Source organism: Erythrobacter sp. Dej080120_24, from assembly GCF_036322605.1.
GTDB lineage: Bacteria > Pseudomonadota > Alphaproteobacteria > Sphingomonadales > Sphingomonadaceae > Erythrobacter > Erythrobacter aurantius.
The window spans coordinates 1,823,064-1,846,426 of the sequence record NZ_AP027262.1; the positions used below are offsets into that span (position 1 = coordinate 1,823,064).

The 23,363-nt window shown below is 59.4% G+C and carries 22 protein-coding genes; 9 read left to right on the top strand and 13 right to left on the bottom strand.

Annotated features, from left to right (window positions below; genetic code table 11):
• Nucleotides 1–12: 12 nt before the first annotated feature.
• Together AABA34_RS08750 and AABA34_RS08755 are read right to left on the bottom strand one after the other, a co-directional pair.
• Nucleotides 13–519, bottom strand: a complete 507-nt coding sequence (locus AABA34_RS08750) for a hypothetical protein (protein ID WP_338302297.1) — start codon at nt 517–519, stop codon at nt 13–15.
• A gap of 27 nt (nt 520–546) precedes the next feature.
• Entirely contained in the window at nt 547–834 is a 288-nt protein-coding gene (locus AABA34_RS08755; RefSeq protein ID WP_338302298.1) for a hypothetical protein, read from the bottom strand.
• A gap of 225 nt (nt 835–1,059) precedes the next feature.
• On the opposite strand from AABA34_RS08755, the gene AABA34_RS08760 reads away from it, so the two are divergent.
• Nucleotides 1,060–1,449, top strand: coding sequence for a hypothetical protein (locus AABA34_RS08760; protein WP_338302299.1), 390 nt, complete (start codon nt 1,060–1,062; stop codon nt 1,447–1,449).
• Between the two features lie 230 nt (nt 1,450–1,679).
• Nucleotides 1,680–2,291, top strand: a complete 612-nt coding sequence (locus AABA34_RS08765; protein ID WP_338302300.1) for a DUF2231 domain-containing protein — start codon at nt 1,680–1,682, stop codon at nt 2,289–2,291.
• 969 nt (nt 2,292–3,260) lie between these two features.
• Here the strand turns inward: AABA34_RS08765 and AABA34_RS08770 are convergent.
• Entirely contained in the window at nt 3,261–4,133 is an 873-nt protein-coding gene (locus tag AABA34_RS08770; protein ID WP_338302301.1) for a LysR family transcriptional regulator, read from the bottom strand.
• A gap of 136 nt (nt 4,134–4,269) precedes the next feature.
• Here AABA34_RS08770 and AABA34_RS08775 point away from each other — a divergent pair, with 136 nt between their 5' ends.
• From AABA34_RS08775 to AABA34_RS08790, 4 genes are read left to right on the top strand one after another with little or no spacing between them, the layout of a single operon-like run.
• Nucleotides 4,270–5,181, top strand: coding sequence for a sterol desaturase family protein (locus AABA34_RS08775; RefSeq protein WP_338302302.1), 912 nt, complete (start codon nt 4,270–4,272; stop codon nt 5,179–5,181).
• 22 nt (nt 5,182–5,203) lie between these two features.
• Nucleotides 5,204–5,809: a hypothetical protein gene (locus AABA34_RS08780; protein WP_338302303.1), complete on the top strand. Its 606-nt coding sequence runs from the start codon at nt 5,204–5,206 to the stop codon at nt 5,807–5,809.
• Nucleotides 5,806–6,405, top strand: coding sequence for a DUF1214 domain-containing protein (locus tag AABA34_RS08785; protein WP_338302304.1), 600 nt, complete (start codon nt 5,806–5,808; stop codon nt 6,403–6,405). Before AABA34_RS08780 ends, AABA34_RS08785 begins: the two co-directional genes overlap by 4 nt.
• Entirely contained in the window at nt 6,402–6,914 is a 513-nt protein-coding gene (locus AABA34_RS08790) for a DUF1254 domain-containing protein (RefSeq protein ID WP_338302305.1), read from the top strand. The genes AABA34_RS08785 and AABA34_RS08790 overlap by 4 nt, the downstream gene beginning before the upstream one ends.
• Nucleotides 6,915–6,919: 5 nt before the next feature.
• Here the strand turns inward: AABA34_RS08790 and AABA34_RS08795 are convergent, their stop codons facing one another.
• The 4 genes from AABA34_RS08795 to AABA34_RS08810 all read right to left on the bottom strand — a co-directional run bounded on the left by AABA34_RS08795 (nt 6,920) and on the right by AABA34_RS08810 (nt 12,706).
• A complete protein-coding gene (locus AABA34_RS08795; RefSeq protein WP_338302306.1) occupies nt 6,920–9,070 on the bottom strand; it encodes a 3-hydroxyacyl-CoA dehydrogenase NAD-binding domain-containing protein in 2,151 nt (716 codons plus the stop codon).
• A gap of 33 nt (nt 9,071–9,103) precedes the next feature.
• On the bottom strand, nt 9,104–10,309 hold the full coding sequence (locus tag AABA34_RS08800; RefSeq protein WP_338302307.1) for an acetyl-CoA C-acetyltransferase: 1,206 nt from the start codon (nt 10,307–10,309) through the stop codon (nt 9,104–9,106).
• A gap of 32 nt (nt 10,310–10,341) precedes the next feature.
• Entirely contained in the window at nt 10,342–11,493 is a 1,152-nt protein-coding gene (locus tag AABA34_RS08805; protein ID WP_338302308.1) for an acyl-CoA dehydrogenase family protein, read from the bottom strand.
• A gap of 94 nt (nt 11,494–11,587) precedes the next feature.
• Nucleotides 11,588–12,706 carry a LysR family transcriptional regulator gene (locus tag AABA34_RS08810; RefSeq protein ID WP_338302309.1) on the bottom strand — a complete coding sequence of 373 codons (1,119 nt, stop codon included), beginning with the start codon at nt 12,704–12,706 and terminating at the stop codon, nt 11,588–11,590.
• Here AABA34_RS08810 and AABA34_RS08815 point away from each other — a divergent pair.
• Entirely contained in the window at nt 12,659–14,164 is a 1,506-nt protein-coding gene (locus AABA34_RS08815; protein WP_338302310.1) for a wax ester/triacylglycerol synthase family O-acyltransferase, read from the top strand. The genes AABA34_RS08810 and AABA34_RS08815 overlap by 48 nt on opposite strands.
• Nucleotides 14,157–14,936, top strand: coding sequence for an alpha/beta hydrolase-fold protein (locus tag AABA34_RS08820; protein WP_338302311.1), 780 nt, complete (start codon nt 14,157–14,159; stop codon nt 14,934–14,936). The genes AABA34_RS08815 and AABA34_RS08820 overlap by 8 nt, the downstream gene beginning before the upstream one ends.
• A 3-nt stretch (nt 14,937–14,939) precedes the next feature.
• Here AABA34_RS08820 and AABA34_RS08825 read toward each other — a convergent pair whose 3' ends face one another.
• From AABA34_RS08825 to AABA34_RS08850, 6 genes are all read right to left on the bottom strand, one after another.
• Nucleotides 14,940–15,710, bottom strand: coding sequence for an SDR family NAD(P)-dependent oxidoreductase (locus AABA34_RS08825; protein ID WP_338302312.1), 771 nt, complete (start codon nt 15,708–15,710; stop codon nt 14,940–14,942).
• A gap of 19 nt (nt 15,711–15,729) precedes the next feature.
• Nucleotides 15,730–17,118 carry an acetyl-CoA acetyltransferase gene (locus tag AABA34_RS08830; RefSeq protein WP_338302313.1) on the bottom strand — a complete coding sequence of 463 codons (1,389 nt, stop codon included), beginning with the start codon at nt 17,116–17,118 and terminating at the stop codon, nt 15,730–15,732.
• A 168-nt stretch (nt 17,119–17,286) separates the two neighbouring features.
• Nucleotides 17,287–18,528 carry an alpha/beta fold hydrolase gene (locus tag AABA34_RS08835; protein ID WP_338302314.1) on the bottom strand — a complete coding sequence of 414 codons (1,242 nt, stop codon included), beginning with the start codon at nt 18,526–18,528 and terminating at the stop codon, nt 17,287–17,289.
• A 23-nt stretch (nt 18,529–18,551) separates the two neighbouring features.
• Nucleotides 18,552–20,198, bottom strand: a complete 1,647-nt coding sequence (locus AABA34_RS08840) for an acyl-CoA synthetase (RefSeq protein WP_338302315.1) — start codon at nt 20,196–20,198, stop codon at nt 18,552–18,554.
• 47 nt (nt 20,199–20,245) lie between these two features.
• Entirely contained in the window at nt 20,246–21,454 is a 1,209-nt protein-coding gene (locus tag AABA34_RS08845) for an acyl-CoA dehydrogenase family protein (RefSeq protein ID WP_338302316.1), read from the bottom strand.
• Entirely contained in the window at nt 21,451–22,551 is a 1,101-nt protein-coding gene (locus tag AABA34_RS08850; protein ID WP_338302317.1) for an acyl-CoA dehydrogenase, read from the bottom strand. The genes AABA34_RS08845 and AABA34_RS08850 overlap by 4 nt, the downstream gene beginning before the upstream one ends.
• 107 nt (nt 22,552–22,658) lie before the next feature.
• Here AABA34_RS08850 and AABA34_RS08855 point away from each other — a divergent pair, with 107 nt between their 5' ends.
• Entirely contained in the window at nt 22,659–23,330 is a 672-nt protein-coding gene (locus AABA34_RS08855; RefSeq protein ID WP_338302318.1) for a TetR/AcrR family transcriptional regulator, read from the top strand.
• Nucleotides 23,331–23,363 lie beyond the last annotated feature (33 nt).

The window sequence follows — 23,363 nt, forward strand, 5'->3', positions numbered from 1 at the left end:
GCCGCTCCCAGTTTAATCAGGTTCGGCTCGGGCAAAGCGGACCAGAAGGATCGTTAGCGCCGGCACGATCGTCCACATCGCGATCGGGATCAGCGCCAGTCCCGTCACTGGCTCGTGCGGCATCAACTCGCTGTAGCGCCAGCTCAGGAAACTGTTTGCCGGAAGCGATGTGGCGATCATTTCGACGGCGATCGCGACGACAAGCCCAAAGCCGAAATAGATCGCATGGGGTAGTTTGTCTGACTGCCAGGGCCACGCATGCCCGCCGCGCAGTGCAGCAAGGCTATAAGCTGTGAGCAGGATCACGCCATCGCCCAGGCTTGCGATGCCGCAGCGAATGGTCTGCTCATAAGTCTCGAGATTGCCCGGCTTGAAAAACGGCATCTGGAAAATCTCCCAGACGAACGCGATCAGGCTTCCACAAATAAAGATGAGCCAATGGGTTCTGGTCATGCTGCGGATACGCCGGAATGATGTGCGCAAGGACATAGCGGCTGGCCGGAGTTCCACGTCCTGCATAACGCCTTTGCTGCCCCAAAGCCTGGATCAGTCACCGTCTTCGCGCCTCTCGGTCTTGGCCATGCGAGCAGCGCGTTCGAGAAATTTCCGCATGTCACCTGCTGCCAGTTCGGTAAGCGGATGCCGGCTCGCCTCAGGGCGCGGTTCGATCATGTCCGCACGTTTCCTGATCTGTTCGATCTGTTCACCGCTCGCCCCGGACAAAAGGCCGAGAACTATGTTCTCGAGAGTTATGAGGCGAATGCGCATTTGCACCAGCTCGGCATGGTCGGGCTCCGGGCTATCCCAGCTGCCGTCCTCATTGACCGTGCTCAAGACTGCTTCTCCGACGGCTCTGTTGTCACCATGATCTGTCCCATTCATCACTACCGGATTCGGTTAAAGGGGTGACCGAAAAACACCATTCCTGCAACCGGCTGTGTCATCGGCTCAGCCGTCTCCGGTGGGCGCGGAAATTGTTTGAGGGGAAGAGATGTTGGCTGCGTAAAGAGAATGAATGCGCACAGCACCCATCGCATGACCGACGTAAGGAAATCGATTATGAAACGGACAGCTCTAGCTCTCATTCTCGCCACTGGCCTGACAGCCACTCCGGCGATGGCCCAGGAACAGCATGACCACGGAGCTCAGGCTGCGGCACAGCAGCAGGATCACGCTGGCCACATGATGCAGGATTCCGACGCTATGGCGGCCCATCGCGAAAAGATGGCTGAAATGCGCGCGCTGATGCAGCAGGCCCACGCCGCGAGCGATCCTGCCGAACGCCAAAGGCTTATGGCCGAACATCGTGCACAAATGCTGGAGCACATGGCGGGCATGATGCAGGGCGGCAATTCCGATATGATGGCGGCCTGTCACCAGCGCATGACGATGATGCACGATATGATGGAGCAGATGGCGGCTCACCAGAACATGGCGCAAGACGATTAGGAGATGGTGGCCGGGCTCTCGCTTGTGCCTGAGGCTGGCCACACTCACCAAAGCGCTGTGCAAGGCAAGAGACCCAACCATCGCGTGAGTCAAATTTGAACCCTCACGCGCCGTCGTTCGCCGCGCTCTATCACCGTAAGAGATGAGGGTTCGCAGAGCATTACCGACACAATAGGTCGCACGACTGTCGCCAAGACCGGAGTCCGCAGAGAATGAAACCAATCCAATTCATGGCTATTGTGGTCGCCAGTCTGCTCTGGATAAGTCCGGCCCAGGCCCATGGCGACGAGGAACATGGCGAAGCGGCCAGTGCTGTCGTCTCCGATGCGGCGTCAAAAGATATCCAGGCTGCGCAGGGGCACGGCGACACGGCTGCTGATCATGACGGGGCGAAGGGACAAGATGCAGACGAAGGCGACAAGGGCGTGGTCGGTGTGCTCAAGTCGCTGCATCCCGCCACCGTACACTTTCCGATCGCCTTGTTCTTTATGGCCGCTCTCACCGAGCTATTCGTCATCGCACGGAAGGGCACAGGCCTAGAGTCGGCAGTGCGCGTACTTGTTTATGGCGGTACCGCCGGGGCGGTCGTGGCGGCCATATTCGGTTGGATCCATACCGGTCTCTGGTTCGGCGGAGATACTGCGATGCAGGTTCATCGCTGGAACGGAATGCTGATCGCGGTCCTCGGTCTGGCGATGGCCTATCTGGCGAGCCGTGCTTCCGCGAGCCGGACCGCGTTTCGCGCCGCAATCTTTGCCATGGCCGCTCTAGTGCTGGTGCAGGGATTTCTGGGCGGCGAGCTTGCGCACGGTGCCAATCATCTTGGTATCTCCTGGCTTTGAAGGATAGAATGATGCGCAGATCAAATCGGAACGCGTTTGTTGCCCTCCTTGCTGCGGCGGCATTGGGGCTAGGGCTCGCTGCCTGTGATCAGACGCAGGACACTTCATCAGAAGCTGAAGCCTTGCCACTGTATACGGCCCCGCCGACCGAGAGCACAGGTGCTGGCGAAGGCGAAAGAGACAACGCTGCCTCTCCCGCTGGAGAGGCCAACACGAACCGGTCGGGTGAAGCTGCGACTGCCGGTAGGCAACCAGACCGACCGGCGAGCACTCCGGTAGTAGCGTCGTCCCCTGCGGCCACTCCCCCGCCGGTGAATGCCCAGCCTAGCAACACACCCGATCCTCATGCGGGCCACTATATGCCATCCATGCCCGACCATGACATGCCCTCGATGTCCGATCAGGCGGATGGATCGTGACCTGGCGTTTCGCCTTCTGATCGGCCCAAAAACGGCCGACGCTCGTTTTACCAGTCACTATCAATAACAAGTCGTCGTTTGCCAAAGGCGCTTTATCTCATCTGTCCGATTTTGGGGGTATTGATGGGGGTATTTGCAAGACGACTCAAAAAGTTTATTAGGTAAATCAGCACGTTATATGCTCTCTATATTTCCCTCCTCCGCTACCAGGTTCGAGTCCCACTTTTGTTCGCTTGTGTCCGTATGCGTCCGGATTTTCGGCCCAAATCACTGATGTCAAAAACAGATGCACTACCACGCCAGTGCACTTGGAGCCGTATGCGTCCGCATGTGTTCGCCTGAAGCCGGGACCTCTTGGGGGTATCGGTGGGGGTATTTCGGCTGCCGTGGATTCTGGCGATACCCCCAACTGCGAACTTTGGGCGCAATACGGATTTTCATGCCTCCGCAACGGCTTGTCGAAGCGATCTCGAAATCGGATCGTTCGAAAGGTCCCAATCTCCCCGTTCCGTTCGAATCCCTGCGAGGGATCCGCTCAGTTTGACTTTGTTCATAAGCATCGGACAAAGTGTTCGACCGTCGGTTCCGCGCCAGCGTCGCGCAGTACAGCTGCTGCCACCACGAAGCGGAAATCGCCGGGGTGCAGCCGACCCTCGAGACCGTCGCAAGCAATAACTCGCCTTGCTGCGCTCTCAGGAAGAACGGTGATGATGTCGGATTGACGTGCAAGATCGAGGCACGCCGACTGGCTCAGAAGTCGGTACTGTGGAATTTGCTTTTGGCGCAGAACCTGCTGCATCTCTTCCGGCAGGCTGCGGACGAAAAGTTCGTCGAACCCCGCGATAGCCCAGTTGAGTTCCAATGTGTCGGCCAATGTCTCTGCCTGGGCGGCTGTTGGATGTCCTGGACGATGAATCATCCAATAGGCTTCGTCGACGATGCTGCGAAGCTGCAACCTTGCGTGGTGCGGTACACCGGCGAGGCTTGCTCCGTGATACAGTAGCAAATGAATCCTGCGCTGAACCAGTTCTTCGACTGCGAGATGTGGCGGCATGGTCGAGACGGAAAGGCGGGTCTTCGGATAGCGCTCGACAAAGCGCAGTATCGCAGAAGGGATCAGATTTTCGAGAATTCCCGGTCCGCAAACGATCCGCAGTTCGTGCTCACCCTGGGTGATCGAATGCCGCACTTCCTGTGCAAAAGCCAGCAATTCGACGGCCTTGGGGTACAGCTTGTTGGCGGCTTCCGTCGGCGCGACCGTGCGCGTCGTGCGATGGAACAGCTGGACCTGCCAGTTTTCTTCAAGCTGCTTGATGCTCTTGGTAAGCGCCGAGTGGGTGAGGCCGAGTTCCTCCGCCGCTGCGGTGAAGCTGGTGAAGCGATAGACAGCTTCGAAGTGGCGAAGGGAGCGTAGATCCTGCATTTGTGCGTACAAGTAACAAATTTGCGCTTATTACTCAATTCTGTTCCGATATGGAATCGAGTAACTCCCGCAGAGATCAGAGGTCGGGAGGGCCATTATGCTGGAGCAGATCGTTTCGTCGAATATCGCGTTGATCGTGATCCCGCTCTATTTCGCGAGCATCCTGTTTGAATCGGTGGCCAACCATTTTCTGCATGCGCGCGGGGCTGGAGACTGGAAGGACAATTTCACATCCATGGGGCTCGGCATCGTTAGCGCCGTTACCAATGGTGCGACGGCGTTCATCACCGTTGGCGTGTTGTTCTGGGTCCAGCAATACCAGCTATTCGCCATTCCTCTGAGCCTGGCCTCGCTAGTTGCCTGCTTCATCCTCGACGATTTGAGGTTCTACCTGCATCATCGCGTGGCCCACCGCGTGCGCTGGGGGTGGGCGATGCATGTGACCCATCATTCGAGCACGCAGTTCAATTTCTCGGTCGCATTGCGACAGGGCTGGACCAAGCATTTTACTGGAACGATGATGTTCAAGGTTCCGCTCGTGCTGCTGGGTTTCGATCCGGTGGTTGTGCTGTTCTGCGGCGTCTTGAACGCAACTTACCAGTTCTTCCTGCACACCGAGCTGGTGGACAAGCTGCCGCGCTGGTTCGAGTTTCTCTTCAACACACCCTCGCACCACCGCGTGCACCATGGGCGCAATCCGGACTATCTCGATGCCAATTATGCCGGGACGCTGATCATCTGGGACCGCATGTTCGGCACCTTTGTTCCCGAGCAGGAGAAGGTCGATTTCGGGCTGGTGAAGAACCTCGAAACGCTAAATCCTTTCGTGATCATCTTCCACGAATATTGGGCGATCCTGAAGGATGTCTCGCAGCGCGGTATCAGCCTGTGGCATCGGTTCTGCTACCTCTTCGCGCCTCCGGGCTGGAGTCATGATGGCTCGCGCTTGTCATCGGAGCAGATCAAGGTAGCGCATCGCGGCCAGGAAGCAGGCGAGCCGAACGCAGATGGCTTGCTGCCGCAATCCGCTCGCGTCGCCGAGATGTAATGTGCAGACCCAGCATTACGCCTTGTCCGAGCTGGTCATTGTGGGCGCAGCTTTCTGGAGCGTCTGGCGCCTTGGGCGAGTGGCGATGTGGTCGGGTGCAATCGGGGCGCTGATCTTTGGCCTGATCGCGTTTGTCGGAGCATTGCGTTTCGGACTTGGCGAAGTCGACGCGTGGCAGGGAATGCATCAGGCGGCTTCGCAGATCGGCGGTGCAGCCGCGATGGCTCTTGTCGCCATGCAGCTCGTGTTGGCGACGGGGCGCCTGGGGGAAGCGCGCGGCTTGCCTCTGGCCATCGGGCTGGGGCTCGCAACCGGCCTGCTGGCAGGTCTATTTCGCGAGAGTGCGACGATCATCTTCATCGTTTGGCTGCTCACCGCTATTTTCGCAGCATGGTCCCTGCCTGCGAATAACGTGTTCCAGAGAGTGGCAGCGGCCGCAATTGTTGCTGTCTTGCTCGTGAATGTGCTCCTCATTCGAAAGTCTGCGATGCTGAGCGAGGGAGCCTCGTGGCATTTGTTCCATTTGCTTTTAGCATTCTGGCTCGTGACGGTGTCAGTTCTGCTCTACCGTCAGGGCGTGGCCGCAGCTCGATCGGATAAAGCAGCATTGGGAGGGAATCGCACGTGAAGCGGATTTTTGCATATCTGGCTGCGGGTCTTGGCGGATTGGCTGTCGGCGCCTTTAGCGCTGCTGCCATGTCTGGCCTTTTGCCGGGCGATCGCCGCACGATGACTGGCATTTCACTCAACGGCTGGGTTGGCGATTTGTCGCAAGGTTCGGCAGAAGCCTCTCCCTATGTGCGCGCCAGGATTGCGCGCCACGGCTTGCTCGCCATGGCCAAGAGTGAGGCGATCTATTTCACCCGTGACAAGGACGATTCTGGCGAGCCATTGCGCGAAGGCTGCAGCTATCGCCTGTCGGGCGGACCGCTCCCTGCGGGATGGTGGTCGATTACGCTCTACAATGCGGAGAATTTCCTCCCCGACAATTCGGACGAGGCCCTGAGCTTTGATGCCAGCCGAGCCGGGGAGGGCAGGTGGACTGCGGTTATCAGCGATACGGCTCCGTCCGATGGGAGCGGGTGGATTTCCAGCAGGAATGCCGGCCACTTCGACCTGACGCTGCGCCTCTATATGCCTGAAGCTGCGGCATTGTCTGCGCCGCAAGAGACAATCTCCGCGCCCTCGCTCGAGCGGCTCGAGTGCAATGGAGATGCGGCATGAAGCGCTGGGCTGGACCGCTGATCTTCGGCATCGTCTGTGCCGGTGCCGCCCATGGCGCGGTGCTGCAGTTTGCGCCCTCCATGATCATGGATGTTGCGATGGAGAAGATTGCCGATCGCGGGGCGCAGCTGCACCGGTTCCAGGTGGGCCCGCGCACCACGCCGGAGACACAAACGGTGGTCCGGCCGTCGCCCGACCTTGCCTATTCGGCCTGCCTGTTCGACCTGTCGCAGGCGCCTGAGGGGCTTCGCGTGAGCCTTGCCGCGACGCCCGGCTATGCCTCGCTTTCTTTCTTCGATGCCCGGACGAATAATTTTCTCACCATTCGCGGCGGCGGGACCGATCGGGAGATCATCCTTCTGTCGCCAAATGAGGGGAGAGGGGAACCCGGAACAGCGGTGGCACCGACGATGACGGGAGTGATCCTGACCCGCCGCCTCGCGCCCACGCAGGCCGATTTCGATCAGATGTCCCGTATCGCCGCGCTTGATCGCTGCGATGCGATCTGACGAGCCTACGCGAATACTTCACTATTGGCGCGCTTCGCCTTCACAATTCCGGGCGAACGGAACCGCTCACCATAGCGATCGGCCAGCTCGTCGCAGCGCTCGATAAAGGCCTCCAGCCCATAGGTGTTCACGAATTGGATGTAGCCACCGGTCCAGGGCGGCGCGCCAATACCCATGATCGATCCGATATTAGCGTCGGCAACTGTGGTTACGACGTTTTCCTCCAGACATTTCAGCGCTTCAATGACCCCTGCAAAAAGGAGCCGGGCCTTGATGTCTTCGTCACTGATCGCATCATTGACCTCGGGACGGAAATAGAGCGCGTTGAGTCCCGGCCAGATAGTCTTCTTTCCGTCTTCGTAGTCGTAATATCCGCCGTCGCCGTGGTAACGTCCGCCACGATTGTGGTCATGCACCAACGCCTTCTGCAGAGCCCAACCCTCCGGTCGGGTCTCATCCTCCGGCTTGATGAGCTCTGCTGCCAGTTGCGATTCTTTGATCTCTACTCCGAGCTTGAGGCTCACCTCGTCGTTCACGGTGAGCGGTCCGACCGGCATGCCAATGTGCTTGCCGAGATTGTCGATGCGCAGAGGATCGATGCCTTCGGCCACCATCTGTGCCGCTTCGGTTGGCTGCGCGCCGAAAGTACGCGAGGTGTAGAAGCCGAGGCTGTCGTTGACGACGATCGGTGTTTTCCCGATCTGACGTACAAAGTCGAAGGCCTTGGCCAGTGTCTCTTCGCTCGTTTCCTCTCCGCGGATCAGCTCGACAAGCGGCATCTTGTCGACCGGTGAGAAGAAGTGAATGCCGATAAACCTGTCGGGCGCCGCCGACGAGCCGGCCAGTCCGGTGATGGGCAGGGTAGAGGTGTTGGATCCCCAGATGCCACCGTCGGCAAGCTTGCCTTCCGCCGCCTTGACGATCCTGGCCTTGAGTTCGGGATTCTCGAAGACTGCTTCGATAACCAGGTCACAGCCTGCAAGATCATCATCATTGTCTGTGGGAGTTATTCGTTCGAGAAGCTGCCGTTTCTTCTCTTCCGTGGAACGGCCGCGCGAAATCGCCTTGTCGAGCAATTTGGTGGAGTAGTCTTTGCCCTTTTCGGCGGCTTCGAGCGAGATATCCTTGAGGACGGTCTCGATCCCCGCCTTGGCTGCAACATAGGCGATGCCCTGACCCATCATCCCGGCTCCGATGACGCCAAGCTTGCCAATCTTCGTGGGCGCGTAACCGTCCGGGCGGCTGGCCCCGCCATTCACCTTGTTCAACTGGAAGAAGAACGTCGTGATCATGTTCTTCGCCTGCGGTGTCGTCACCAGATAGGCCAGATTGCGCGATTCCTGGGTCAGTGCCGCGTCAAACCCGGTGGCCAGTGCGCCGACCGCTGTTTCGAGGATCTTCTCCGGAGCCGGTAAAAGGCCGCGCGTATTAGCTTTGAGCATATGCGGGGAAACCATCACGGCTTGTCCGACCTTGGGATTCCAGATGTCTCCACCGGGGATCTTGTGACCCTTGCGGTCCCACGGCTGGATGGCCTCGTCGCCGCCGGCTTGGAGTATCCATTCCTTGGCGCGAGGGAGCAATTCGCTCACGTCGCTTACGGTCTCGTGGATCAGCCCAGCCTCGACCGCCTTGGCGCCGCGAACCTTCTTGCCTTCCAGAAGGAACGGCAGCGCTGCCTGGAAACCAAGGAGATAGACCATACGAACGACACCGCCGCCACCGGGGAGCAGGCCTAGTGTTACTTCTGGCAGCCCGATCTCGACCGAACGATCGTCCCATCCGATCCGACGATTGCAAGCGAGCGCCAGTTCGAAACCGCCTCCAAGGGCCGCACCGTTGATCGCCGCAACGACGGGGACTGGAAGCTTTTCCAGTCGGCGCAACAAAGCCTTCGATTGCTCGACGCTCTCGAAAAATGCACCTTCCTGACCCGGCTCCACCGCCAGCAGCATGTTAAGATCACCGCCAGCGAAGAAGGTCTTCTTGGCCGATGCGATGATCACGCCCCTGAGATCAGATTCCTTCTCCAATCGGTCCATGGTCTCAGCCATCGCGGTGCCGAATTCGTCGTTCATCGCATTGACCGGGCCGGTCATGTCCATGGTCACCGTCACGATGCCTTCGGCGTCTTTCTGGTAGTCGAATACGCTCATGCTTCTTTCCAATCTGGTCTCTGGGACGGCGCTTCAAACGCGTTCGATGATGGTGGCAATGCCGATGCCGCCGCCCGCGCACAGGGCGAGGAGTGCACGTTTCTTGCCCCTGCGCTCAAGCTCATCGAGCATGGTGCTGACCAGCATCGCTCCCGTCGCCCCGAGGGGATGGCCGAGAGCGATCGCCCCGCCGTTCACATTGATCTGTTCATGGGCCAGATCCATTTCGTCCATGAACTTGAGGACGGCTGAGGCAAATGCCTCGTTGAGTTCCCACAGGTCGATGTCGGATGGTTTCAGCCTGGCAATCTCCAGGCACCGGCGAGCGGCTGGAGCAGGACCGTGGAACATCAGTGTGGGGTCAGTGGCGAGAACTGCACCGGCGACGATACGGCCACGCGGACTCAGGCCAAGATCCTTGCCGGCCTTCTCACTCCCAATCAGTACGGCACTGGCGCCATCGACGATGCCCGATGAGTTGCCAGGCGTGTGGATATGGTTGATCCGGTCGAGCTGGGGGTACTTCTGAAGGACATGCTCATCCATCCCCATGGCACCAAGCTGTGCGAAGGAAGGATTGAGCGCGGCGAGCTTTTCGAGCGAAGTATCGCGCTTGATGAAGCTGTCCTTCTCCACAATCACCGAGCCGTTGATGTCTTTCACCGGCACAACCGACTTGTCGAACCAGCCGCTGTCTTGCGCATGTGCTGCGCGGCGCTGGGATGCGAGGGCATAGGCATCGGCGCGCTCGCGGGTGTGACCGGCGAGTGTCGCCACCAGATCGGCGGAAACGCCCTGCGGCACGAGGTTATGCTTCAGAACCAGTTCCGGATCGCCGAGCAGCGCGCCACCTGCTGCGCCCAGCGGGATGCGTGACATGCTTTCGACCCCGCCTGCGACGATCAGATCGTTCCAGCCGGACATGACGTTCTGTGCAGAAGAATTGACCGCGTCGAGACCTGAAGCGCAGAAGCGGTCGAGTTGCACGCCCGGCACCTCGTATGCCCAACCGGCCTGGATCGCGATACTCTTTGCGACGTCGCCGCCCTGTTCACCCACCGGACCGGTGCAGCCCATCATCACGTCGTTGACGTAGGAAGTGTCGAAATCGTGACGAGCCTGCAGTTCGCGCAGCAGACACGCGCCGAGTTCGACAGGCTTCACCTCGTGCAGTTCGCCGGTCTTCTTGCCCGCTGTGCGCGGTGTGCGGACCGCGTCGTAGATATAGGCATGCGTCATTGTCTGATTTTCCTATGAGATTGCGCAAGGGCTCAGAGCGAGCGGGCAATGAGTTCTTTCATGATCGCGTTCGTCCCGCCGTAAATTCGGTGGGCGCGCAGGTCGGTGAAGGCGCGCGAGACCGGGTATTCAAGCATGTATCCGTACCCCCCGTGAAGCTGCACGGCCTCGTCCGCGACCTCGCAGGCCATGTCGCTGCACCAATATTTGGCGGTCGCGGCATCTTCCGCGCCGAGTTGGCCATCGAGCATCTGCGCCAGGCATTGATCGACATAGGCCTGCCCGACCGAGATTTTCGCTCGCATCTCGGCAAGGGTGAAGCGCACGTCCTGAAAGTCGGCGACGGGCTGGCTAAATGCTTTGCGTTCGCGGGTATAGGAGAGGGCCTGCTGGAAACAGAATTCGGCACCGGCGACGGCAAGCACGCCAATCATCAGCCGCTCCCAGGCTAGTTCGCCGAACAGCATCGGAATTCCCTTTCCGATGCCCGCATCACCGCCGAGGATGTTCTCGCGCGGCACCCGCACGCCATCGAAATTGAGTACGCAGGTGTCCTGCGCCTTCTGACCCATCTTCTTGAGCGGCTTCTCCTTCGTGAAGCCAGCACGATCGCTTTCCACGAGGAGAAGCGAAATCTGCGGCTTGTCGCCTCTGTCCGGGTCAACCAGCTGGCAGGCCACCACCACCAGGTCACTCATATAGCCGTTGGTGATAAAGATCTTGCTTCCATCGAGCACGACTTTGTCGCCATCGATCACTGCGCGGGTGCGAATAGCCTGCAAGTCGCTGCCGGTGCTGGGCTCGGTCATGGCGATGGCACCGATAAGCTCGCCCCGAACCATGGGCGGGAGGAATTTCTTCTTCTGCTCTTCGGTCCCGTAGTTTACGATATAAGGTGCGACGATATCGGAATGGAGTGCAAAGCCGGGGCCAGCGGCATTGGCGCGAGCAAGCTCTTCCATGACGATGACGCTGAACAAGCGGTCGACGCCTGCGCCGCCGTATTCTTCGGCAATCGTGGGGCAAAGAAAGCCCTGCTCGCCAGCCTTGAGCCAAAGTTCGCGGCTCACCTGCTGATCGGCTTCCCATTGTTCGTGATGGGGCACGATTTCCGCCTCCACGAATTTACGGAAGGCGTCGCGAAACTGGTTGTGGTCGTCGTTGAATATGGTGCGCTGAAGCATGGAGTCTCCTTCGATCTGAAGAAGAACACCATGATCGTGCGCATCCATCCAATAGATTGCCCGGACAACCTATCGATATATTCGATAGCTCTTGTCAGTCAGTGGGCGGTGCTGCGCGTAAGTGTTCCAGAAATGAAATAACCGCCTTGCTGGGTAGCCATCGCGAAAGCGTCGCCGCGCCGATTTCGAGCGGCTCGATGACATCGACAGGCGGAATGACAAAGCGATCACGAAACTTGCGCGTCCGGGAATACTGTTCGCTTACAATACCCAGGATGTCGGTGTCAGCGACAACTTCGGAAACAATCGCGAAGTTCTCGATTATGTGCATCTGTCGCTTGGGATCGAGATTGCTCTCGATGAGCAACTGGGAAATGCGCTGCGCATATGTATCGGTCGGCTCGGCGCTGATGATCTTATATTTGCAGGCATCGGCAAAGGTTGGACCATCTTTTTCGAGTATCGGGTGTCCCTTGCGACAGAACAGGTGCGCGCGGATCGACCCGATCGGCTCCACAGTGAAATCCTGCTCCCGCCGCAATTCGTCGACCGGGCCCATCAGCACGTCAAGATCGCCGCGTTTCAGCAATTGGATACCGCGCTCGACCGGAAGCCCTGACAGGGTGAGGCATATCTCGGGCCGTGCCTTCAGCAATCTGGCGATAATACGATTGTAGAGGCCCTCTTGCGAGGCGGGAGATGCGCCAATGCGAAGGGCTGTGTCACCTTGCGACCTGCGCGTCTTCGCGTCCTCGAACAGGAGTTCGAAATCACTGACGATGCGCGCTGCCCGGTTGATGAACTCGCGCCCCTCCGGCGTGGCGACGACCCCGCGGGCCGTGCGAACGAAAAGGGCGAGGCCCAGGTCGGTCTCAACATCCGCGACTGCCTTGGTCAGGGTTGACTGGCTTACATTAAGGACACGTGCAGCGGCAGAGAAGGACCCGGCACGGTCGATAGCCACGATCTGGCGCAGTTTGGCGGACGAAAACATTACATTCCCAATATCGAAATCTTCGTGGCTGTATCGAAACGTTAGATAAGCTCTCCGTTGACAGCAACTCCGCAATATCACAAAATCCGAACATTGGTTCGTATTATTTTGGCAGGGCCTGACTATCCAAGTCTGATAGGGACAACGGGTGTCAGGCAAAGGGAGATGACAATGGAGAAGATGCAAGGCCTTGATGCCGCCTTTGCGGCGTTGGAGCATCCCTCCGCGCCGGTGCATGTCGGCTCGATCTTTATCTATGACCCCAGCACCGCGCCCGGCGGCTTCGTGCGGTTCAAGGATATCCTCGCCTTTATCGAGAACCGGCTGCAGCTATCGAAATCTCTTCGTCGAAAGATGGTGAAGGTCCCATTCAACGTCGATTACCCTTTCTGGGTCGAGGACGAAGACTTCGACATCGAATACCATCTGCGGCACGTTGCCTTGCCCAAGCCCGGCGACTGGCGCCAGCTGTGCATCCTCGCCGCCCGCATTTTTGCCCGTCCACTCGACCTGGCAAGGCCGCCCTGGGAAATCACGGTTATCGAGGGGCTCGACAATATCGAGGGTGTGCCCGAGGGTTCGTACGCCTTGTTGGCCAAGGTGCATCACATGGCGATCGATGGCATTTCGGGCGTCGATCTCATGCATGCCACACATACGCTGCGACCCGACGAACCGCCGCTGGAGGCCCTCGATACCTGGCGACCCGATACCACGCCGACGCAGGTCGAGCTGATTGGCCGGGGCTTGGCAGGGGCGGCCACATTGCCTTGGCGTCAGGTCATAGCGATCAAGGATACGGCGCCCGGCTTCATGCGTGCCGTGAAGGGTTACTTAGCCAAGGAATTCGACTTCGACGCGATCCTCAAGACACCCAAGACAAGATTCAACGGCGTGATCTCGCCGCATCGCGTGTTCGGAGCAAAAGCCTTCCGTCTCAAGGAACTGCTCGCAATGCGCGCACTCGCCGAAGATACGAAGATGAACGATGTCATGCTTTCCATTTGCGGCGGCGCGATGCGCCACTACCTCGCCGCGAAGAAGGAGCTGCCCGACGAATCTATGACGGCGATGGCGCCGATTTCGGTCCGCACCGAGGATGAACGCAACACGATGGGGAACCAGATTGCCGCAATGTACGTGCCGCTTGGCTCGCACATCGGCACCGTCGAGAAGCGCATGGCTTATGTCGTCGAAGAAACGAAGAAAGCCAAGGCGATGACCGATGCGCTGGGCGCGCGGCAGATTGCAGACATGGCGAAACTCGCACCGGCCGCCGCGATGAATCTCGCGGTCGGGGCTTACCAGCGCTTCAAGCTGGCGGACAAAACCAAGCCGTTGGTCAACACCGTGGTCACCAATGTGCCGGGCCCGCCAGTCGAACTTTATTCGGCGGGTGCAAAGGCGGTATCGGCCTATGGCCTGTTGTGCCTGATGGACGGCATCAGGCTAGGCCATATCGTTCATACCTTCCACGAAGAGGTCACACTCAGCTTCACTGCCTGCCGTGAGGCGATCCCCGATCCGGATTTCTACGGCGAATGCCTGCAAAAGAGCTTCGAGGAGCACCAGCAGGCAATGGCGAAACTGGCTGCGGCCAACCCGGGAAATACTTCCAAGGAGAAACCAACTGCCAAGCCTCCACGAAAGAAAACGGGCACCACGAAACGTGGCTGACGGCTTCGATAGCCCGCGCCTGTCGAGAATTGCCAAGCTCGCACGACTAGGCATGGAGGGGCGCTGGATCGCTGAGTTTGCAGCGCATCATCTCTCGCAGAGGTGGCTTTCGCGGTTGCCTCACGGCGATGGGCACTCTGTCCTCGTCTTTCCCGGCTTTCTCACTTCGGGTTATTCGACCGGGCCGATCCGGAGGACACTGACCAACCTTGGATATGACGTTCACGATTGGGGCTTTGGGCGCAATCTCAGCTACAGCGCGCATCTCGAAGAGAGGATGCAGGACAAGGTCGAACAACATTTCACGGAAAGCGGCCGCAAGGTCAGCCTTGTCGGCTGGAGCCTCGGCGGCGTTTTCGCGCGCGAGATCGCTCGTGCCCGCCCCGAAATGGTGCGCAACGTCATCTCGCTGGGCAGCCCGATAACGGGGACCAAACATGTGACATTGGCAGGGCCGATCTACGAATTCCTCAACGGCAAGTTTGACGCCGAAGTGGTCCAGCGCATCGCCGGCATGCGCAAGCCGCTACCTGTCCCGAGCTCGGTGCTATATTCGCGTTATGACGGTGTGGTGCACCATCATGGTGCAATGCAGGAGGAAGCCGAGAATGCAGAGAACATTCGCGTCCCGGCGAGCCATCTGGGGATGGGGGCCAATCCAGTGGTCCTATCGGTCATTGCCGACAGGTTGCGTCAGGAAGAAGACGGGTGGAGCCGCTTCGAACCCAGCAAGTCTATGGCGTTCCTGCACCGCAGGGATGGGCTCTTCTGAACGCTAGACGCTCTGTCCCTCATCGACCGTGAACTCGGCGCCGGTGACGGCGCTCGATGCGTCGGAACACAGATAGCAGATCAGCCCATCGAGTTCTTCGACCTCCACGAGTCTGCGGCGCGGGAAGCTTGCAAGGAACATCTTACCGGACTCGGTCTGGAAGGAATCGGCGGTGAGATCGGTCTCGATGTAACCGGGCAACAGCATGTTGAGGTTGATCCCGGCCCTTGCAAGTTCCTTGGCCATGACCTTGCCCATGCGGTTCACCGCCGCTTTGGAGGCCGAGTAGGCGGATAGGCCCGGCGTCGCCATTTGCGAAGTGATCGAGGAAATCAGCACGATCCGTCCCCGACGCGCCTTGGGGTCGAGATGGGTGACCATGCGCCTTGCACCTTCGCGCGCGGTCAGAAACACGCCGCGCAGGTTGACTGCCATCACGCTGTCGAATTCCTCCAGCGTCAGCTCGAGGCAACTGCCCTTGGCATCGCGACCCGCATTGGCGATCACGGTATCGATGCGGCCGAATTGCTCGTCGACCGCATCGAAGGCCGCAATGACCGAGGCTTCATCGGTCACGTCCATCTCGACCGCCATGGCCTCTCCGCCATTGGCCTTGATGGTATCGGTCAGGGCCTCGAGCCGGTCGAGCCGCCTCGCGGCGAGTGCAACGCGTGCCCCGCGAGCTGCCAGCACTTCGCCAAAACGGGCACCGATACCCGAAGAGGCTCCCGTTACGACAATCGTACGTCCGGCCAGATCCCTTGCGTTTGCCATCGGTCTTCTCCCTGTGCGGTTATTGTGACGTCATGCGAGTCACGAAGTTCGTTCCGTCGCGATGTTCGATTTGGACGCTGCGGCCGACCAGCGTTTCCGCCTCGGTCAGGATGCCGGCGGCGGCTGGACTCTCGACATCGATCCTGGCGATGACGCGGCCTTTCGAATTGCGCGCAATGACATAGGCCCCGGTGGGAGCGCCCTTGCCATGAATGACTGTGTAGGCTTCGACCTGCGCCTCGCAGTCTTCATCGAGCAACGCGATATCGTCGCGACTGGAGATAACTTCATGCGACGCGCTATTGTCCTGCTTGGTCCATGAACGCGGCGGTTTGGCCGAGTAGATGCCGACAGACTCCTTACTGATGAAGCCGCCGTTAGCGAGCACGAGACCATAGCTTTCGCTGTCCTCACGCAATCGTTCGACCATGCTGGCAATGGCGTGGGTAGAGTAGTTGTTCCCGGGTCCGCCGAAGAAGGGCAGGCCACCGGTTACCGTCAGCTCGTCGACGAAGGCATCGAGCCCGAGGTATTCCGCCGCCAGCATCGGGACGATTGGAAAGCAACTGTAGAAATCGTGGTGTGTGATTTCCCCTGACTTGAGGTCGGAAGCGGCAAGTGCGGCCTCAAGCGCCAGCCGGATCGCGTCCGAGTGAGACAAATCGGGGCGCTTCGACGGCAGAGCGTCTTTCACATCTGCGTACCCGTGGAGGTAGACCCACTTGCTCTCTGGAACTCCAAGCTCTCGGGCCTTTCCGGCGGTCGTCAGCACGAGCGCCGCAGACTGGTTCACCGCATCCTGCGCGACGTGCCATTTCAACAACGGATCGCAGATCGGGTAGTTGGCCTTCGACGGTGTGGCGAGGAACTCGGCATCGAGCGCTTTTGGGAACTGAGCATAGGGATTGTCTGCCGCCACTTGCGACATGCCGGCAAAGACCGAACCCGCAGTCTGCCGCCATTCGGAGGTCGATAGCCCCTTGCGCGCTCGCCAGGCCTGTTCCTGTGCGGCATAGGTCTGAGGAGGCATGCCCAGGCCATTGGTGATCTCGTAGCGCGAGAGCAATGGCTCACCCTGGCCGCGATCTTCGACCGGACCCGTCGTGCTGTCCGACCAATCGAGCTTATGTCCGTTCTTCATCGCCGCCTTGAGAGCGCCGGTCACTTCGCCGCCCGCTATGATCGCCACCTCGCATTCGCCTGCGGCCAGCGCTGCCGAAAGCTCGTTGACCGCGGCTTGTGGTTGGTCACCGCCGACTGCAGAGTAAATCACCCGGCGAGGATCGATCTTCGTTCCTTTTAGAACTGCCCGAGGCAGGTTATCGATCGTGCCAAAGGGGGTGAAAGGCTTGCGCAGCGAGTCCGGAAAATTGCGAATGAAGAGCGCGCAATCGATGGCGTCGGCCACCCCCACACTCGCCGTATCTGCAATCGCACTGTCCATCGCCGTCCGGATTATTTCCAGTGGATGCGGCGCGTAGTCCGGGTCCTTCCCGTCCCAGTGATCGACCGCTTGGCCCACTCCGATGATTACGGGGAAAGAGTCCCTCCGATCAGTCATTCCGATAGGCTCCGATCAGCGCGGTTTGAACGGCAGGTCGTCGCAATTGCCGGCGATCTCTTCTCCGGCGAATGCAGCTTCTACAAAGGGGATAGAATCCGCCGTGGATGGCAAGACCACGCCGCGATGGTCGAGTGACGGATAGAGTTTCGAGTGGACCGTGCTTCCCGCGCGGCACAATGCCATGACCAGGCCCGCCTGCATGCGCGGGGGCGTATCCTTGTCCTGCCCACCGGTTCCGAAGAAGACCGGAGCAGAAAGCTTGAGGTCGGGGTAGCCCATTGCGGCAAAGGCTGTGCGCAGGCCCTCGCGCGGATTCTGGGCGAAGCTGTTGGCACGCGAAAGCTGCGCTTCGGTCACCATCTGCTTGATCTCGGCGTAGCAGGTGTCGTCAACCCGCTCGGCAACAGGCCATGCAGCATCGGTAACATAGTTGCGCATGGTGAAGGATGGATCGACCTGCTGCGCCAGCGTCATCGCGAGAAATGTGTAGCCCAGCATCGGATCGACATCGTCGGGCTTGCGAATACGATCGAGCGCGTCGAGGGCCGCAGGCGTGAAATAGGGGGCGCCGGTTGCGACTACACCTACGAGTTGGATCTCTGGGGCATAGTCAGGGGCGTAGTCGGCCGTGGCGATGGCAGCGCCAGCGCCCTGGGATTGGCCGAACAGGACAGTGCGGTCCGAAACCGGGAAACCGGCGCCCTGGACCGCGCGGATGATGTCGAGATTGCTGTAGGCTGCGGCGCGCGTGTGCAGATAGGGGTGGGTACCTTTGGTGCCGAGCCCTTGGTAGTCGGAGGCGACCACCGCATATCCACGCGCAAGATAGCGATTCAGATACTCCTCGTCCTGCGCCTGCCTGCCGTTCCACGAGGGCGCGCAGACGTCGGCCACGCCAACTGTGCCATGTGTCCATGCCATCAGCGGCCAGCCACCTTCAGGTGCTTCGCCCTTAGGTAGGAACAAGACACCCGAGACCGGCAAAGTGCCTTCGCCCGTCAATCCATTTGTCGAGGTGTAGAGCAGTCGGATATTGGTGCTGGCCTGCGCAAGCTCTTGCTTTTCACCGAGCTGCTCCTGTCGAAGGAGTTTGCCCGGTTCGTTCGGGACGGCTTCATCGAACACATAGAAGTCCGACAGATAGCTGTCTCCGACGGTGAAGCGGTCATACGGCTTTGGCTCCGGCGCACTGTATGTGGCGCAGCTTGTCAGCGTGAGCGAGCCCATTGCGAGAGCGGCGAGGGTGCTTTTCATCGGTATACTCCGGAACTTGGGGCTCAGTCGAGGCCGAGTTGGGTCAGGGCGAGCGACTTGGCAGTCTTGTAATCGGCCTTGCCATTATCGGCGCGCGGCACCCGGTCGACCTTCACATAGTGACGCGGCGCCTTGTAATCGGCGAGTTTGCTGCGAACATGCGACTTCATGTCGGCATCGGCGATCTCGCCCCCGCCGTCAGTCGAAAAGACGGCAGTTACGCATTCGCCGAAACGGTCGTCGGGCACGCCGACCACCAGACAGTCGACAATCTGGTCATGCGACTTGATCGCTTCCTCGACTTCTTCGGGGAAGATCTTCTCGCCGCCGCTGTTAATGCAGCCCGAGCCGCGACCGAGCAGGGTGATCGTGCCGTCCGCCTCCAGCGTCGCAAAGTCGCCGGGAACCGAATAGCGCACACCATTGATGGTCTTGAAGGTCTCAGCGCTCTTCTTCTCGTCCTTGTAATATCCGATCGGCACCATGCCGCCATTGCAGATCAGGCCGACTTCGCCCGAACCAGGTTCGACCTCGCGCCCGTCCTCGGTGAAGATCTTGGTCGTTGGAGAAAGCTGGAACTTGCCCGTCTGCGAACCGCCAATGGTTTCGCGGTTCGAGATCGAGGTGCCCATGCTGCCTTCGGTCGACCCCATGCTGTCGAAAATCGTCACATCGGCGAATTCCAGCAGGCCTTGCTTGGCTTCAGCGGAAAACATCACGCCCGAAGAATTGATCATCATCAGGTTCGACAAGTCGTATGGCTCGCTGCGACCCTTCGCCGCGTGAAGCGCCTTGATCATCGGCTTGGCGAAGACATCGCCGACGATCACGATCTCGCGAGCCTTGCTGTCCTGGATGAGCTGCAACAAACCGTCCGGATCGAAAGACCGGTTATCTTCGAGAACGATATGGCCGCCCAGCGAATGCGGGATGGTCACGCCGACCCACATGCCGGTACCGTGCATCAACGGGCACGAGGGTAGCGACTTTGGTCGGAAGCCGGCTGCTGCCAGCCCCTTGATCACCGGGCCGAGGCCGTCGGGCGTTTCAGGGAAAGGCAATTCGCGCAGCATCATCGCCTTGCCAATGAGCGCGGTAGTGAAAGTGCGATGATCGTACATCACGCCCTTGGGCAAGCCGGTGGTGCCGCCGGTGTAGAGCATGTAAATGTCGTCACCCGAGCGTTCGATGCGCTCCATTGGTTCGACGTCGGCGATTGCTTCTTCGTAGCGAAGGGCGCCGTCGAGATGCTCGCCGCTGCCGTCGTCGATTTCGACGAAGAGCTTGGCACTCTCAAGCTGATCGCGGATCGCCGCAATACGCGGGGCGAAGCTCGCCTGGAAAACAATCGCCTCACTGTCGGAATTGTTGAAAACGTGCGCGAGCTCGCCCTCGAGATAGCGGTAGTTGACGTTGATCGGCACCAGTCGCGCTTTGAAGGCGGCATATTGCGCTTCAAGATATTCAATCGAATTGTAAGAGTAGATCGCGACCTTCGCGCCTGGCTTGAGGCCCCCGTCGATAAGAACCTTCGCGAGCCGCGCCGCGCGCTCATCATATTCGCGCCAGCTGATGGTGCGATCGCCCAGTGTGACTGCCGCTTCGTCCGGCATGGCGTCTGCGACGCTTTCCCAGACATTGGCCAGGTGCCATTCCTTGTTGTTGCTCACGTTTCGCTCTCCAATTCGCAGGGGCGGAGGGGGCTCCGCCTTTATCTTCAATTTGCGCCCGATTTGACCTCGCGGAAGGCTATGCCCTTGTCGGCATCGGGCTCTTTGGGCAGGCCGAGAACCTTCTCGGCTATGATGTTGCGCTGGATCTGGTCGGTGCCGCCGCCGATCGAATTCATGTAGGCTTTCGCAGCATCGAAATTGGCGTTCGCGGCGAGCGGATTGTCCGGCCCGTCGAGAATGCACTGAGCGCCAAGCAAGTCGGTTGCGATGGCCGCTTCGCCATGCTGGATACGCGACATGGCTAGCTTGCTGAGCGACATCAGCGAAGACGTCCCGGTTGCCAGCATCTCTTCCTTCGCGCGCGCGTTGTTGAGATTGTTGACCTCGCGATATGCCAGTGCTTGCGCGATCCGCTGGCGCATGACGGGGTCGTGCAATTGCCCGACCTTCTGCGCGAGTTCGATCAACGGATGTCGCCCTTCGTTGGCCGAACCTCGACCCCGCTCGGTTATCCCTTGGCCCATGATCAGGCGTTCATAGGAAATAGCCGTCTGGAAGGACTTCCACCCCTCGTTCTCCGAGCCGATTATAAAGCGCTCGGGCACCCGGGCGTCCTCGATAAAGACTTCGTTGAACTCGGATTCACCGGTGATCTGATTGATCGCGCGGATATCGACGCCGTCCTGCTTCATCGGAAAGAGGAAGAAGGTGATCCCTCGGTGTTTGGCCACGTCCCAGTCGGTCCGGGTCAGCAGCATGCCATATTCGGCTTCCTGCGCGTTCGAGGTCCAGATTTTCTGGCCATTTATGACGAACTCGTCGCCATCGCGCTCGGCTTTGGTACGGATACCGGCGAGGTCTGAACCAGCGTTGGGTTCGGAATAGAGCAGGCAGCAGATCGGACCTGTCAGCAGCTTGGGCAGCATCTCGCGCTTGAGCTCTTCGCTCCCCGCCTTGAACACCGTGATTGCGCCAAGGTGATAGCGGTCGCGCCCTGCGCCCGGAGCCTTGCGGCTGGCAAATGTCTTCTCAATGATGCCGCTCTGCATGGGCGTGAGGCCAAGGCCGAACCATTCTTCGGGCCATGACGGCACGGCGAAGCCTGCGTCGAGCACCTGCTGGAGCCAGGCCTTTTCGTCATACTCGGTCGCGCCTTTAGGACGACGGTTCTCGCTGTCCCAATTTTCATCGAGCCATTCGAGGACCGATGCAGAAAGGTCCTGGGGTGAGGTATCGCGCTGGAGCTGGGTCATGCGCTCTTCTCCCATGCCTGGAGGTAGGCTTCGCGGTGCAAGTTGGAATCGCCGAGCATCGGCAGCATGGCTCTCGCTCTGCGCCAATAAAGGTGCGCCACATGTTCGCGCGTGTAGGCGATGCCGCCATGCATCTGGATCGCTTGCGCTGAAACTTCACGGAAGGCGTCAGTGCAGACAAATCCAGCCAGCGCCACGGTGCGGGCGGCGTTTGGGCTGCCAGCATCAAGCGCCAGTGCCGCAGCACGCGCCGCGCTGGTTGCGGACTCGACCTCTACCAGCAGGTCCGCCGCCATGTGCTTCAGTGCCTGGAACGATCCGATCGGGCGGCCGAATTGGTAGCGTGTGTTGAGGTACTCGATGGTGATCTCGAAGATCGCTCGCGCAGCGCCCGCTTGCTGAGCTGCAAGAGCGGCGACGGCGCGCAATCGCGCAAGCTCCAGATCATCGGTACTCAGTCCGGTCAGTTCGATGCATTCGGCACCGCCTAGCCTGATCTTCGCGGGCCGCAGCGCCGGGTCATTCGCTTGCATGGCTTCGACCACGTAATCGCTGCCCTGCTTGATCAATACTGTCCTGGTCTGACCACCTTCATCGAAGGCAAGAAGTAGTGAATTTGCCGATGCCCCATGCAGGACAAGCGATACTTCGCCGGAGATCTTTCCGTCGGCACTGACTGTCAGGCTGTTGTTCTGATCGCGGTAGGGAACGAAACCCGCATTCCCGCCAATGCCCACCGTGGTCGTGCCTTCGATGATCCGAGCAAGTAGATCGTTCGTACCGTCACTTGCCGCACTGGCCTCGATTAGTGTCGACGCAATTACGGCTGATTCGATGAAAGGCACCGGGAGTAGCGACCGACCGAGTTCTTCTGCGACCATCGCGATGTCGATTGCACCACCGCCAATGCCGCCGCTGTCTTCATTCGCGGCTACTCCAAGCAGCCCCATTTCGGCCAGCTGCTGCCAAACTGCCGAATCATAGCCGCGGCTGGCTTCCATCCCGCAGCGCAATTTGGCTTCGTCGGCCTCCGCCCCGAGGAATCGAGACAGGCTTTCTCGGATAGCTTCGCGGTCTTCATCCGCGATCGCGCTCATGTCGAGAATCCCTTGATTGAGGTCATTGTGATTTTCCCTCTTTACAAATCCGAACGATTGTTCGTATTTTGCGCACATCGAATGTGAAGCGTCAAGAGAGATTCTCGATGGGCAAGAAACCGGTATCGCTTGCGACCTCTGATGGGGTGAAGGTTCGGCGCCGCCGCGTGCCGACGCAGGAGCGTTCGATCGAGAGTCGCGCGAAGGCGATTCAGGGCGCCAAGTCTGCGCTTGAGAAATTCGGCTATTCCAAACTCACGATGCGCAACGTCGCGGCAGAGTCGGAAGTGGGCATTGGAACCATCTACGACTACTTCCCAAGCAAGCACGCGATGCTGCACCAGTTGCTCAAGGAGCGCCTGGCTCTAAGGTTAGAAATATTCGACGAAACCTACGGATCGATGAGCCAAGATGATCCCGTTTCGCTGTTCATCGATCGATATCTTGAACGCGTTAGAAAAGAGTCGCTCTGGTCGCGCTTCGATGTCGAACTGCACCGTGCGGCCGAAGACGATGACGAGATGCAGCGTCTCATCGACTGGCATCATGATGAAACCGTCAACCGTTATGTGACTGCATTGCAAGCGGCAGGATCGAAGTGGCCCGTCAAGGATCTCGATGCAGTCGCGAGCTACCTTATCGCGATCTCGGCACAGTTTGAGCCGGGTGTTGTAGCTCCAATCGATTCGCACTCACAAATCGTCACATCCTGGATGATCCGCAGAACGTTCCTGATGCTTGTCAGGGAGGTTCTGACCAGGCCCGCACGCGAATGGTAAGGCGCGAAACATCGAGCAGATACAATACAAACA

What these genes read in the sequence shown, in the direction of transcription:
- AABA34_RS08800 (WP_338302307.1), bottom strand. Translation starts at nt 10,309, where the DNA reads ATGACGCATGCCTATATCTACGACGCGGTCCGCACACCGCGCACAGCG.
- AABA34_RS08770 (WP_338302301.1), bottom strand. Translation starts at nt 4,133, where the DNA reads ATGCAGGATCTACGCTCCCTTCGCCACTTCGAAGCTGTCTATCGCTTC.
- AABA34_RS08850 (WP_338302317.1), bottom strand. Translation starts at nt 22,551, where the DNA reads ATGAGCGCGATCGCGGATGAAGACCGCGAAGCTATCCGAGAAAGCCTG.
- AABA34_RS08835 (WP_338302314.1), bottom strand. Translation starts at nt 18,528, where the DNA reads ATGAAAAGCACCCTCGCCGCTCTCGCAATGGGCTCGCTCACGCTGACA.
- AABA34_RS08845 (WP_338302316.1), bottom strand. Translation starts at nt 21,454, where the DNA reads ATGACCCAGCTCCAGCGCGATACCTCACCCCAGGACCTTTCTGCATCG.
- AABA34_RS08790 (WP_338302305.1), top strand. Translation starts at nt 6,402, where the DNA reads ATGAAGCGCTGGGCTGGACCGCTGATCTTCGGCATCGTCTGTGCCGGT.
- AABA34_RS08825 (WP_338302312.1), bottom strand. Translation starts at nt 15,710, where the DNA reads ATGGCAAACGCAAGGGATCTGGCCGGACGTACGATTGTCGTAACGGGA.
- AABA34_RS08765 (WP_338302300.1), top strand. Translation starts at nt 1,680, where the DNA reads ATGGCTATTGTGGTCGCCAGTCTGCTCTGGATAAGTCCGGCCCAGGCC.
- AABA34_RS08760 (WP_338302299.1), top strand. Translation starts at nt 1,060, where the DNA reads ATGAAACGGACAGCTCTAGCTCTCATTCTCGCCACTGGCCTGACAGCC.
- AABA34_RS08750 (WP_338302297.1), bottom strand. Translation starts at nt 519, where the DNA reads ATGCAGGACGTGGAACTCCGGCCAGCCGCTATGTCCTTGCGCACATCA.
- AABA34_RS08795 (WP_338302306.1), bottom strand. Translation starts at nt 9,070, where the DNA reads ATGAGCGTATTCGACTACCAGAAAGACGCCGAAGGCATCGTGACGGTG.
- AABA34_RS08805 (WP_338302308.1), bottom strand. Translation starts at nt 11,493, where the DNA reads ATGCTTCAGCGCACCATATTCAACGACGACCACAACCAGTTTCGCGAC.
- AABA34_RS08855 (WP_338302318.1), top strand. Translation starts at nt 22,659, where the DNA reads ATGGGCAAGAAACCGGTATCGCTTGCGACCTCTGATGGGGTGAAGGTT.
- AABA34_RS08815 (WP_338302310.1), top strand. Translation starts at nt 12,659, where the DNA reads ATGGAGAAGATGCAAGGCCTTGATGCCGCCTTTGCGGCGTTGGAGCAT.
- AABA34_RS08810 (WP_338302309.1), bottom strand. Translation starts at nt 12,706, where the DNA reads ATGCTCCAACGCCGCAAAGGCGGCATCAAGGCCTTGCATCTTCTCCAT.